Raw genomic sequence first — 12,861 nt, forward strand, 5'->3', positions numbered from 1 at the left:
CGCCATACAATTTGCAGACAGATTCAAATATAACTTTTATTTAACATACAGAAGCGCTAAAACTTGAACTGAATGGTGCTCTGACCGGGAATCTGTACTGGTTATCGGCTCTGTATGGTTTAAAAAGAGGATACAGCATGACGCGCTACCAACATCTTGCCACTTTGCTGGCGGAACGCATCGAACAGGGGCTATACCGTAGCGGCGAGCGGCTGCCCTCGGTGCGCAGCCTGAGCAGCGAGCACGGCGTCAGTATCAGCACCGTTCAGCAGGCCTACCATCTTCTGGAGGATCGCCAGCTTATTTCACCCCAGCCGCGCTCCGGCTATTTCGTCACCCATCGCAAAGCCCAGCCTCCCGTCCCGCCTCTGACCCGTCCGGTACAGCGCCCCGTAGAAATCACCCAGTGGGATGCCGTGCTCGAACAGCTCTCGGCCAGGGAAGAGCGTGAAATGGTGCCGTTGGGCAGCGGCAATCCTGACGTCTCCCAGCCCACTATGAAACCGCTATGGCGAGAGCTTGGGCGCATTGCCCAGTATCAGAACCCTGAGCTGCTCGGCTACGACAGCCTTTACGGGATGCGCGCCCTGCGCCAGCAGATCTCCCGGCTGATGCTCGACAGCGGCTGCGTGGTCAACAGCGACGATATCCTCATCACCAACGGCTGCCACGAAGCGCTGTCCATTGCCATTCGCGCCGTGTGCGAGCCGGGCGATATCGTGGCCGTCGAGTCTCCGTCGTTTCACGGCACCATGCAGATGCTGCGCGCCTACGGCGTTAAGGTGGTCGAGATCCCCACCGACTCCGTCACCGGCATCAGCGTGGAGGCGCTGGAGCTGGCGCTCGAGCAGTGGCCGATCAAAGCGGTGATACTTGTCCCCACCTGTAATAACCCGCTCGGTTTTATCATGCCCGAAGCGCGCAAAAAGGCGGTGTTCTGCCTGGCCCAGCGCTTTGATATCGCGATTATCGAAGATGACGTGTACGGCGAGACGGCCTACGAATATCCGCGGCCTATGACCATCAAGTATCTGGATATCGACGGCCGCGTGCTGCTGTGCAGCTCTTTCTCCAAAACGCTCTCACCGGGGCTGCGCGTAGGCTGGATTGTGCCGGGGCGCTACCTTGACCGCGCTTTGCATACGAAATACATCGGTACGGGCAGCACGGGCACGATTGCACAATACGCGGTAGCTGAGTTTATCCGCAACGGCCATTACCATCGCCATCTGCGCCGCATGCGGCAGATTTACCATCGTAACCTTGAAGAGTTCACCTGCCGGGTGCGGCAATACTTCCCGTGTGGCATCTGCGTCAGCCGTCCGCAGGGGGGGTTTATCATGTGGGTGGAAATGCCGGAAAATATCGATCTGGTTCCCATCTGCTGCGCGCTGCGCGAGCAGGGCATTCAGATGGTGGCGGGATCGCTGCTGTCGGCCTCCGGAAAATATCGCAATTGTCTGCGTCTGAACTATGCTTTGCCGATCGATGCCGCCCTTGAAGCGGCGCTGCGCACAACGGGTGAGGCGCTGGGCCATGTGCTGGAAAACGCTTAGTTTTTCCTCGCTTATTCGGGCATAGATCCGGGTTAATGCGCGCTACACTCCTGTTTAATGGCGAAACTGCGCCCTGACCCTACAACCATAAAAATACCATCGTCGATGGATTGGCGCGGGCTGACCGCGTCAGGCGTTTTCACGCCGCTTACCTTATAAAGGATAATCATGACCAGCACCGCACAGCTGCTGACACGGGATAAGTTTGAGACTTGCCTGAGCGTGATACGTAAGGCGTCATTACAGATCCTCCCGCTTTTAAGAATTCGCGTTGCCGAAGGCAAGGACCCACAGTGGTTTTATCAGCAGCTTGAGCTGGCCCGCCAGGGGATAGGCAGCTGGGGAGCGGTGGCCCGGCGGCTCAATCTGAACGACGCTGAAATTTCGCAGTTCACCCTTTCTCTACGCCACCTCCAGCAGCTTGTTCCGCAGTATGAAAGCGGGCAGGAGGTCAGCGATAACCAGCTGATTGCCGCCCTGCGCTTTATTGGTTTTCTGGAGCTGGTGCGCAGTAAACAGCCGTTGCTGAGCTATTCAACCGAGCTGGCCGGGGAGGATGCGGGCCTGCAAAATACGGCGAAGCGGCAGATTCGCGCTCTTGAGCTGATGCTGCGCGGGGTGATTAACGGCGCCTGGGGGAGCCAGACGCAGCTGGTAAACCAGCTGAAAACGCAGTTCGGCGCGGAAAAAGTCAGGCGCTGGCTTAAAAACGCCGAGCGGGGCGATATTCTCAGCGGCATGCGCTTTGGCGAGCTGGCCCAGCTGCTGGTGGATAAAAAAGAGTTCGCCCGCCACTACGCCGCGCTTTATCAGACTTCGCCGCAGCTGAGCCTGTTTATCGATCGGCGTAAAACGCTGCAAACCTTCCTCGATGACGTCCGCCTGATCCGTAACGATCTTCTGGAGCAGCGCCCGTTAACCAGCGCACAGGCCACGCTGCTTGATAACTATTACTACGAGATAAGCGGTGCGATCCAGAAAGCCTGCGACGAAGGGCGTATGCCGGTGAATCCTCGCGCTCTGCTCTCCTGCGACGAAGACGAACTGGACGATTATATTACCCGCGCCCACAGACGGCATGAGGTGACGGGCGGCGACACGGAAGAGATCAAAGACGCCATCGAACGGCCGGACCTGCGTAATGCGGATAAGCAGCGGGACGTAGCCGATACCGCATCCGTTGCGCTGTGGGCCATGGTGGGGATAGGCGTTATCGGCATCGTGATATTTATCCTCACTATCGTGAACGATATGAACAGCGAGCCGCAGGATAACCGCACACCTCAGGTCACCGCGTCAGTAATGGCGGCGGAGCACGCCCCGGAAAACGTCAGCCCAAGGGATATGCTGGCGAATATGGGCATGACCTGGGATGAAAACAGCCTGCGTTCAGCCATTGCGCGCGGGGATTCGCGCATCATAAAGCTGTTTATGCAAGGGGGAATGAACTGGAAAGCCTCCTTCGCAGAGCCTGCCCTTGCCGCAGACTACCGGGAGGCATTGACCACCCTGCTTCAGTATCGCTCGCAGATGGACGAGCCGCGCCCGTGCCGCAGAATGATATCGACTATCGCGCAGGCGATGAACGACGGGCAGAGCCTGACGCCGAAGCGGGAGGAGTTTTTACAGGCATTTTGCAGCACGCCCGGGACGATAAAGCGGCAGAAGGAAGAGCTTGAAAGAGCGCTGCTGCGGCAGGCGGCGGCACAAAAACGCAGCGTCGGAGCTAAAGGGCAGGACGCCCCCGTGGATGACAGCGAAGTCCGCATCCAGCAGGCTATTTATAATGCGATTAAGTGAAAATCTGTTATAGGACGAGTAGAAACAGAAAAGCCAGGCGTCCCTGGCTTTTTGATGTGCTGGCGATTTATTAACGCATAGTCACAAACTCTTCCGAGCCGGTCGGGTGAATAGCAACCGTGTTGTCAAAGTCTTTCTTCGTTGCGCCCATTTTCAGCGCCACGGCGAAGCCCTGCAGCATTTCGTCCATGCCGTAGCCGATGCCGTGGATACCGACAATTTTCTCGTCTGCGCCCGCGCAGACCAGCTTCATGCGGCACGGCTGGCGGTGGGAGGTGATGGCAGTATACATCGCGGTGAAGGAGGATTTATAGACCTTAACGTTGTCATCGCCATACTGCTCGCGCGCCTGCGGTTCGGTCAGGCCCACGGTGCCGATTGGCGGATGGCTGAACACCACCGTTGGCACGTTGCTAAAGTCCAGATGCTCGTCCGGCTTGTTGTTGAACAGGCGCTCGGACAGGCGGCGGCCTGCGGCAACCGCAACCGGCGTCAGCTCAACGGCACCGGTGTTGTCGCCTACCGCGTAAATACCCGGCACGCTGGTGTTCTGGAATTTATCGACTTCGATGTAGCCTTTGGCGTTGGTTTTCACGCCGGTCACGGCCAGGTTGAAGTTGTCCGTTGCCGGTTCACGGCCAATCGCCCAGATCAGGCAGTCTACGGTTTCGCTGCGGCCATCTTCAAGCTCCAGCGTCAGGCTGCCGTCGGCATTCTTGATAACCGCTTTTGGCACGGCCTGGGTGTGCAGCGTTGGGCCTTCGGTGTTGATCACTTCCAGCAGCGTTTCAACGATCAGCGGGTCGAAGGTGCGCAGCGGCGCGTGCTTGCGCACGAACAGGTGCGTTTCAGAACCCAACGCGTTTACCACGCCTGCAATTTCTACGGCGATATAGCCCGCGCCCACAACCGCCACGCGTTTTGGCAGCGCTGGCAGCGCGAAGAAACCGTCTGAATCAATACCGTATTCCACGCCCGGAATATCCGTGTGGCTTGGGCGACCGCCGGTGGCAATCAGGATATGGTCAGCGGTAATCGTTTCGCCGTTCACTTCCACGGTTTGCGCATCAACAAATTTTGCGAAGCCACGAATTACATCGACGTTGTTTTTACCCAGCACGTTGTCGTAGGAGGTATGAATGCGGTCGATATAAGCGGTACGGGCGGCGATCAGCTTGTCCCAGTCAAACTTGTTCACGGTGGTGTCAAAACCGTAATCTGGGCCATAGTTGTGGATCGCCTCGGCGATTTGCGCCGCATGCCACATCACTTTTTTCGGTACACAGCCCACGTTCACACAGGTGCCGCCCAGATCTTTTGCTTCGATCAGCGCGCATTTCTTACCATACATTGCCGCTCGGTTAATCGAGGCGATGCCGCCGCTGCCGCCGCCGATGGCGAGGTAATCATAGTGTTTGGTCATCTGCAGGTTCCCATGAATGAGTAAAAAGAGTTGCCCGGATTGTAACGCTTAACTTCCCGTTGCCGCAAAAGGTGCTTCTATGACTGCACTATGCAAGGCCGATGGCAAATTTATCATAACAGCGAGATTAGCGATGGCGAAGGTCTGACGGCTTTATATACACTCCATTTCTGGACAGTTTGTGCAGTTAAGGTTAAGGAAGCTTTATTCCCCTCGCATCATGAAAATTGACCATACGAAAACAGATACGCTGTTATGGGGCATCTGGTTGAGCTGGGCAACTGCGCTTGCCAGTTATGTTCTGCACTGGTCAGCAGTGATGTTTGCCGCTTTCGCATTGCTGCTTTTACTCTTCTTGCTTCGCCAGCCAGGCATCAAAAAAGGAATGGAAATGTTTAAAAAGAAAAATAAGGATTTTACCGAAGAAGCCGCGCACTTAGCGGACCCGCAAGCCGCTGCTCCCGCTGAAAATGAACCGGCCGCAACACCGCAATTGGCACGGCACTGTACCGTGGTGGCGCAAAACACCCTGTTTACCGGCGATGTGAAGATCGAAGGCGATATTCATGTCTATGGCAGAGTCATGGGAAATATAACTCTGGTGGATGGAATATTACATGTCATGCGTGACGGTTATATTGAGGGGGAATTTACCGCGCCGAATATTATTATTAACGGCCACGCGAAGGGAACCTGTATTGGTGACAAGGTTGAAATCCTGGAGCTCGGTGAAATTGAGGGCGTATGCCGCAGCGACCAGTTCTCTATTTGCCCGGGCGGCAGCTTTATCGGCACGTCCGAGCGTTTGTCCGCCGGGGTTAAGCGGGAAACGGAATCTGAGCGCATTGTGAGAATAAAAAAGGGCCAGCAGGATAAGCCTGCAAAACCCTCTTCGGCTGTCGCCCAGGCCCTGGGCGAGTAGCGGATTACTCCGGCACGACCCAGCTTAGGGTCGTTGAGCCCGTACCCGCCGGCACCAGGGTTTTGTGCAGCCACGGCAGCACGTTTGTCATCTGCTGCTCAAGCTTCCACGGCGGGTTAATCACAATCATTCCTGAAGCGGTCATGCCGCGCTGGTCGCTGTCCGGGCGCACGGCCAGTTCGATTTGCAGAATGCGGCGAATGCCGGTCTCTTCCAGCTCGCGCAGCATACGTTTAATCTGCTGACGCAGAACCACCGGATACCACAGCGCGTAGGTGCCGGTCGCAAAGCGTTTGTAGCCTTCGCTGATGCCCTTCACCACGTCCTGATAGTCGGTTTTAATTTCGTAAGGCGGGTCGATCAGAATCAGGCCGCGACGGGATACCGGCGGCAGCTTAGCCTTCAGCTGCGTGTAGCCATCGGCGCGCTCCACGCGGGCACGGTTATCCTTCTGGAATTCAGAACGCAGCAGCGGGAAATCCGACGGGTGCAGCTCGGTCAGCTGCAGGCTGTCCTGCTCGCGCAGCAGGTGGCGCGCAATCAGCGGGGATCCAGGGTAATAGCGCAAGTTGCCGCTGTGGTTAAGCGCTTTAACGGCGCTGATGTACGGCTCCAGCTCTTCCGGCAGGCTGTCCTGCTGCCAGATACGGGCGATGCCTTCCATATACTCGCCGGTGCGTTCGGCATGTTCGCTGCTCAGCTTGTACCGGCCAGCGCCTGCATGGGTATCGAGATAAAGAAACGGCTTCTCTTTCTCTTTTAAGGATTCAATAATCAGGCTTTGAACGGTGTGTTTCAGTACGTCGGCGTGGTTGCCGGCGTGAAAGCTGTGGCGATAACTGAGCATGGCTTGCAGGGTTTCCAAAAGACAAAAGAAGAACAACTAATCTGCACAGTATACAGCCTTATGCCCTTCGCCCGGCATTGAAATTAACTACACTAAGCCTCATGTTAAAGAGATTGCCTTTGAGAGCGCCAGATGAGCGCTCAACTTGCCCAATTACAGGAACCGCGCTTATGACTAATCCATTGTTGACCCCTTTCGAGCTTCCTCCGTTTTCTTCCCTCAAACCTGAACATGTTGTCCCGGCTGTGACAAAGGCGCTGGACGACTGCCGTGCTGCGGTGGAAAACGTGGTGGCGCAGGGCGCGCCGTACAGCTGGCAGAACCTTTGCCAGCCGCTGGCGGAAGTGGACGATCGTCTGGGGCGCATTTTCTCGCCGGTCAGCCATCTGAATTCCGTGCAGAACAGCCCGGAGCTGCGTGAAGCCTACGAGCAGACGCTGCCGCTGCTGTCCGAATACAGCACCTGGGTCGGTCAGCACGAAGGGCTGTATCAGGCCTATCGCGATCTGCGTGATGGCGCCAATTATGCCGCACTGAGCGTGGCGGAGAAAAAAGCCGTTGATAACGCGCTGCGTGATTTCGAACTGTCCGGCATCGGCCTGCCGAAGGAAAAACAGACGCGCTATGGCGAAATCGCCGCCCGTCTTTCCGAGCTGGGTTCCACCTACAGCAACAACGTGCTTGATGCGACCATGGGCTGGTCGAAGCTGATTACTGACGAAGCCGAGCTGTCCGGGATGCCGGAAAGCGCGCTGGCGGCGGCCCGTGCCCAGGCGGAAGCGAAAGAACAGGACGGCTGGCTGCTGACGCTGGATATTCCGAGCTATTTGCCAGTGCTCACTTACTGTGACAACCGTGCCCTGCGTGAAGAAATGTACCGTGCCTATGCCACCCGCGCCTCCGACCAGGGGCCGAATGCGGGCAAGTGGGATAACACCCCGGTCATGGAAGAAATTCTGGCGCTGCGCCACGAGCTGGCGGAGCTGCTGGGCTTTGGCAACTACGCTGAAAAATCGCTGGCGACCAAGATGGCGGAAAACCCGCAGCAGGTGCTGGAGTTCCTGACCGATCTCGCCAAACGCGCGCGTCCGCAGGGCGAAGCCGAACTGGCGCAGCTGCGCGCCTTTGCAAAGAAAGAGTTCAATGTTGATGAGCTGGAGCCGTGGGATATCACCTACTACAGCGAAAAGCAGAAGCAGCATCTGTACAGCATCAGCGACGAACAGCTACGCCCGTACTTCCCGGAAGACCGCGCCGTAGTTGGCCTGTTCGAAGTCGTGAAGCGCATCTATGGCATCACTGCCAAAGAGCGTAAGGACATTGACGTCTGGCACAAAGACGTCCGTTTCTTCGAGCTGTATGACGAAAAAAACGAGCTGCGCGGCAGCTTCTATTTAGATCTTTACGCTCGTGAAAACAAGCGCGGCGGGGCGTGGATGGACGACTGCGTTGGCCAGATGCGCCTGGCAGACGGCTCGCTGCAAAAGCCGGTCGCCTACCTGACCTGCAACTTCAACCGTCCGGTCAGCGGCAAGCCCGCGCTGTTCACCCACGACGAAGTGATCACCCTGTTCCATGAGTTCGGCCACGGCCTGCACCATATGCTGACTAAAGTCGAAACGGCGGGCGTATCCGGTATCAACGGCGTGCCGTGGGATGCGGTCGAGCTGCCGAGCCAGTTTATGGAAAACTGGTGCTGGGAGCCGGAGGCGCTGGCGTTTATCTCCGGCCACTTCGAAACCGGCGAACCGCTGCCGCAGGCGCTGTTAGAGAAAATGCTGGCGGCCAAGAACTATCAGGCAGCGCTGTTTATCCTGCGCCAGCTGGAGTTCGGCCTGTTCGACTTCCGCCTGCACGCGGAGTTTAACCCGCAGCACGGCGCGAAAGTGCTGGAAACCCTGGCGGAGATTAAGAAGCTGGTTGCTGTGGTGCCATCACCGAAGTGGGGCCGTTTCCCGCACGCCTTCAGCCACATCTTTGCCGGTGGTTACGCGGCAGGCTACTACAGCTATCTGTGGGCCGACGTGCTGGCAGCGGATGCCTTCTCCCGCTTCGAAGAAGAGGGCATCTTTAACCGCGAAACGGGGCAGTCGTTCCTCGATAACATCCTGACCCGCGGCGGTTCCGAAGAGCCGATGGAACTGTTCAAACGCTTCCGTGGCCGCGAGCCGCAGCTGGATGCCATGCTCGACCACTATGGTATCAAGGGATAATGGGCATCAAGGGCTGAATCATTTCGTGAAAATCTGTTTATTGACTGAATCAGGCGCCGACTCCGGCGCCTTATCTCTTTTGAGCGAGCGCTGGGGGCTTACCCACGACGAAGACGCCCCGATGGCGCTGGTACTTACTCCGGAACACCTCGAACTGCGCAAGCGCGATGAGCCAAAGCTCGGCGGTATTTTCGTCGATTTTGTCTCTGGTGCGATGGCGCACCGCCGTAAGTTTGGCGGTGGCAGAGGTGAGGCGGTTGCGAAGGCCGTTGGTATCAAAAGCGGCTATCTGCCAGACGTAGTGGACGCCACGGCGGGGCTGGGTCGGGATGCCTTCGTGCTGGCGTCCGTGGGCTGCCGCGTGCGGATGCTGGAACGTAACCCGGTGGTTGCCGCGCTGCTGGAGGACGGCCTGCGCCGTGGTTATCAGGACACGGAGATCGGCGGCTGGCTGCAGGAGCGACTGCAGCTGATCCATGCTTCGAGCCTGACGGCGTTAAGCGATATCACGCCGCGCCCGGAGGTGGTTTATCTGGATCCGATGTTCCCGCACAAACAGAAAAGCGCGCTGGTGAAAAAAGAGATGCGGGTGTTTCAGTCGCTGGTGGGGCCAGACGAAGATGCCGATGGCCTGCTTGCGCCTGCGCGCCTGTTAGCAACTAAACGCGTGGTGGTGAAGCGCCCGGATTACGCGCCGCCGCTCGGGGGAGTTGAAACAAAGAATGCAGTGGTGACTAAGGGACACCGGTTTGATATTTACTCTGGAACGCCTCTCTGATTGCTGACAAAAAGTTCTTTGTGGTTGGCAACCTAAAATCAATGAATCGATCTTCCTTGTTTTCTATTTAGAGACACATACTCGTCTGGCGAAAGGATGAGGTTTGTCAGCAGACCGTATTGCCTCCTCTGGAGGCAATTTTTTTATCTGCACAAAAATTTTTTGTGATCTTTTTTAACATATATTTTACCGAGATTTCATCTGCTCCAGGTAATGTGCTCCAATAAGATATATTGGGAAGCTATTGCATCATCGGTGATTGTGCTGTTCAACCCAGAACGTCTACTCCCCATCGTTTCACCTCTGTAACATGTTCGCGTAATTTTATACAGAACAATAATGTTCACATAAGATCTACATCTAAAAAGTTGCTGGATAAGATCATTAACAACTCTTCAACAAAAATGTGATTGCAATTTTACATACTAATAGGTACAAAAATGAAAACAAAAGACACGCTGATCAAAACGATGCAAGAACTACTCTGGAAAAAAGGCTACTCCAACACCAGCCCAAAAGAGATCCAACTGATATCAGGTGCGGGTCAGGGCAGTATGTATCACCATTTTAAAGGCAAGTCGGATCTTGCCCGTCAAAGCATTCTGGCGAATGCTCATGAGCTGCAAAATGAGATTGTGGGGATTTTCAGCACAAACAAAAGTGCCAGAAAAAAAATTGAAGATTACCTGCTGCGAGAGCGCGATATTTTATCAGGCTGCCGTATGGGCGGGCTGGCACAGGACAGCGAAATCATTGCTGATGACTCTCTGCGCGAGCCGATAGCAAACAATTTTGAATGGTTAATTGGGGAGCTGGAGAAGGTGCTTGAGGCGGGTAAAGCCGCAGGTGAATTTTCGGCTGACCTCAATGTGAAACAGACAGCGCTAACTATCGTTTCTGTTACCCAGGGAGCCTTTGTCATTGCCCGTGCGACTCAGTCTGAGGCGTACTACAAACAGGCAATTGCAGGGGTCATTGACTTGCTGGACTGACTGATTGTTCAGCAAAGTATTTTTTGGAGTTAATGGCATGAGCAACAATTTACCCGTCACCCTGAATTTGCTTTCCGTATTGAAAGATATGAATGAGCTGGCATGGGAATCGCACACTTCTCTTGAGCGTAAGGATGCGCGAATTTTTGATATTTATCGCGACGATGTTTCCGGACAGCGTATTGCTCTGGTGCATTGTGCGGCGGGTTCGTCTGCAAAATCTCATCTCCATACGGGACACGAAACGTTTCTGATCCTCGACGGCAGCTTTGAAGATGATAACGGTGTTTATCGGCAGTACCGCGGCAATTAAACGCGTAAAAGACGTGTTCAGCCTGAACCATCAGACATCATCTACCGAGGAGTGTGCACAATGACCGACACAACAACCGTTTTGCGGGGCAGCCGCCACCGCTGGAAAGTGCTGGGTATTGGCGTTGCGGCTAACGCCTGCTTCTCAATGGTGGTCGGCGGCCTGCCTGCCACGGCCGTCTTTATGCGTTCCGGTTACCATATTACTAACGCCGAGCTGGGCTTCGTTCTGGGGATGTTAGGGTTAGGTATCGCCATCAGTGAGCTGCCCTGGGGGCTGCTGACCGACCGCTGGGGGGACAGACCCGTGTTGCTTACCGGCTTATTTAGCACGGCGGTAATGCTGCTGCTGATGGCGGGCTTCGCTGCACCCCATGCTGATTTTATCCCACCTTACGGACTGCTGATTGCAGGTGTTCTGGCGGTCGGACTGTTGGGGAGCAGTGTTAATGGCTCGAGTGGGAGAGCCATCATGGCATGGTTCCAGGAAGGAGAGCGTGGACTTGCGATGAGCATTCGTCAGACCGCCGTCCCTATGGGCTATGGCGTAGGCGCATTGTTATTACCTTTTCTGGCCGCTAATTATGGGTTTGTACCGATGTTTATCGTCTCGGCGATGCTGTGTATTGTTGCCGGATTTTATGCCTGGCTGTGGCTGCATGAGCCGGACCGACCGAAAGCCGCCGCCGGGGAGACGCCTGCGGTGCAGGCTTGCGCGGGGAAAAGTCCGCTGTATGACGCTGCTATCTGGAAAATTGTCCTCGCTATCGGCATTTTGTGCGGCCCGCAGTTCGCGCTGCTGACTTTCGGCTCGATCTTTTTGCACGATTTTGCCCATATCAACATTGTTCTGGTGTCGGTGGGTCTTGCGGTGATTCAGGTGGGGGCGATGGTGGCAAGAATCTGGAGCGGGCGCTGGACGGATAAAAATCAGAACCGCAAAAGCTACCTTAAGACCTGTACCACAATGAGTATTGTCGCTTTTGTGGTGCTGAGCGTCGTGGTGGCTTTCTGGTCGCAGCTGGCAGGCTACCCGTTTGCTTCACTGTTTCTGGCTGGCATCTTTATGCTTTCGGGAATCGTTGTGTCAGCCTGGCATGGCGTGGCCTACACCGAACTTGCGTCAATGGCCGGAGCGAAACGGGCAGGGACCGCGTTGGCCATGGGCAATACCAGCGTGTTTATCGTGATGTTTATTACACCTATTGCCATTCCATGGTTACAAACCAACGCCAACTGGAGCGCGGTCTGGTTTGCCTCTGCTTTGTGCGCCGTCATCGCGCTGATTTTTTTCCCAAAAGTTAAACCCCGCAAGGAAACGGCAGCATGAATGCACAATCACTGCGAGAGAAATACCAGACGCCTCCGGCATTTAGCTTCCCGGCAAGAAGCTGGCCAGACCGGCCCATTATGCAGGCACCTCGCTGGTGACAACTTGAACGCAAATCAAACTCTCAGAGTTCAGCAAAGGGAGAAGGTGGGAACGTAATACCGTCTGGTCATTAGAGGGTTAGGGGCGGATGGCGCTCTCGCTTATCCGCCCTACGGTTAAGAACGGTTAGTCTTCGTCTTCGTCACGCAGCGGTACAATCAGCATATCGATGTGTACGGTGTTGATAAGCTGGCGCGCAGAGGACATCAGTTTGCTCCAGAAATCCTGATGGTGACCGCAGACCACCAGATCCATATCGTACTTCTTGATGGCGTCGACCAGCACCTGGCCCAGGTCACCGCTGCCGCTTAAGGTCTCGGTAATTGGGTAGCCTGCGCCGGTAGACAGCTCGCTCAGCGCATTGTGCGTCTCTTCAGAAATACGCTTTTGCATATCCCCAAGGTTTACGTCGATCAAACCGGTGTAGAGATCGGAGTAGTTTACATCGACATGAATCAGGGAAACCTTCGCGTTGTATGGACGAGCCATAGACACGGCCTTTTCCACCAGGACTTTGCTCTCCGGGGAGAGGTCTACCGCGATCAGAATGTGTTTGTAAGCCATAATTATACTCCTTCCATAAGTT

Annotated in this window: 11 protein-coding genes; 8 read left to right on the forward strand and 3 right to left on the reverse strand. The window is 55.6% G+C overall.

Annotated features, from left to right (window positions below):
* Positions 1-137: 137 nt before the first annotated feature.
* The gene (locus tag ACA108_00935; protein ID XEX96141.1) at positions 138-1,556 is read left to right on the forward strand and encodes a PLP-dependent aminotransferase family protein; all 1,419 of its coding nucleotides are present in this window, start codon (positions 138-140) and stop codon (positions 1,554-1,556) included.
* A gap of 168 nt (positions 1,557-1,724) precedes the next feature.
* Positions 1,725-3,356: an STY4199 family HEPN domain-containing protein gene (locus ACA108_00940; protein ID XEX96142.1), complete on the forward strand. Its 1,632-nt coding sequence runs from the start codon at positions 1,725-1,727 to the stop codon at positions 3,354-3,356.
* 70 nt (positions 3,357-3,426) lie between these two features.
* Here the strand turns inward: ACA108_00940 and gorA are convergent, their stop codons facing one another.
* Positions 3,427-4,779: a glutathione-disulfide reductase gene (gene gorA / locus ACA108_00945; GenBank protein ID XEX96143.1), complete on the reverse strand. Its 1,353-nt coding sequence runs from the start codon at positions 4,777-4,779 to the stop codon at positions 3,427-3,429.
* 220 nt (positions 4,780-4,999) lie between these two features.
* On the opposite strand from gorA, the gene ACA108_00950 reads away from it, so the two are divergent.
* Complete coding sequence (locus tag ACA108_00950) at positions 5,000-5,701, forward strand: polymer-forming cytoskeletal protein (protein XEX96144.1); 702 nt, start codon at positions 5,000-5,002, stop codon at positions 5,699-5,701.
* A 4-nt stretch (positions 5,702-5,705) separates the two neighbouring features.
* Here ACA108_00950 and ACA108_00955 read toward each other — a convergent pair whose 3' ends face one another.
* Positions 5,706-6,548 (reverse strand): 23S rRNA (adenine(2030)-N(6))-methyltransferase RlmJ, encoded by an 843-nt coding sequence (locus ACA108_00955; protein ID XEX96145.1) that lies wholly within the window; start codon positions 6,546-6,548, stop codon positions 5,706-5,708.
* A gap of 170 nt (positions 6,549-6,718) precedes the next feature.
* Here ACA108_00955 and prlC point away from each other — a divergent pair, with 170 nt between their 5' ends.
* The 5 genes from prlC (at position 6,719) to ACA108_00980 (ending at position 12,173) form a co-directional block, all read left to right on the forward strand.
* Positions 6,719-8,761: an oligopeptidase A gene (gene prlC / locus ACA108_00960; protein XEX96146.1), complete on the forward strand. Its 2,043-nt coding sequence runs from the start codon at positions 6,719-6,721 to the stop codon at positions 8,759-8,761.
* Between the two features lie 25 nt (positions 8,762-8,786).
* On the forward strand, positions 8,787-9,539 hold the full coding sequence (gene rsmJ / locus ACA108_00965; protein ID XEX96147.1) for a 16S rRNA (guanine(1516)-N(2))-methyltransferase RsmJ: 753 nt from the start codon (positions 8,787-8,789) through the stop codon (positions 9,537-9,539).
* Between the two features lie 440 nt (positions 9,540-9,979).
* Positions 9,980-10,531 (forward strand): TetR/AcrR family transcriptional regulator, encoded by a 552-nt coding sequence (locus ACA108_00970; protein XEX96148.1) that lies wholly within the window; start codon positions 9,980-9,982, stop codon positions 10,529-10,531.
* A 37-nt stretch (positions 10,532-10,568) separates the two neighbouring features.
* Entirely contained in the window at positions 10,569-10,844 is a 276-nt protein-coding gene (locus tag ACA108_00975; protein ID XEX96149.1) for a cupin domain-containing protein, read from the forward strand.
* Positions 10,845-10,904: 60 nt separating this feature from the next.
* Positions 10,905-12,173, forward strand: coding sequence for an MFS transporter (locus ACA108_00980; GenBank protein XEX96150.1), 1,269 nt, complete (start codon positions 10,905-10,907; stop codon positions 12,171-12,173).
* A gap of 228 nt (positions 12,174-12,401) precedes the next feature.
* Here ACA108_00980 and uspA read toward each other — a convergent pair whose 3' ends face one another.
* Complete coding sequence (gene uspA / locus ACA108_00985; GenBank protein XEX96151.1) at positions 12,402-12,839, reverse strand: universal stress protein UspA; 438 nt, start codon at positions 12,837-12,839, stop codon at positions 12,402-12,404.
* Between the last annotated feature and the right edge of the window lie 22 nt (positions 12,840-12,861).

The sequence above is a fragment of the Dryocola sp. LX212 genome (assembly GCA_041504365.1).
In the GTDB taxonomy this organism is placed as follows: Bacteria; Pseudomonadota; Gammaproteobacteria; order Enterobacterales; family Enterobacteriaceae; genus Dryocola.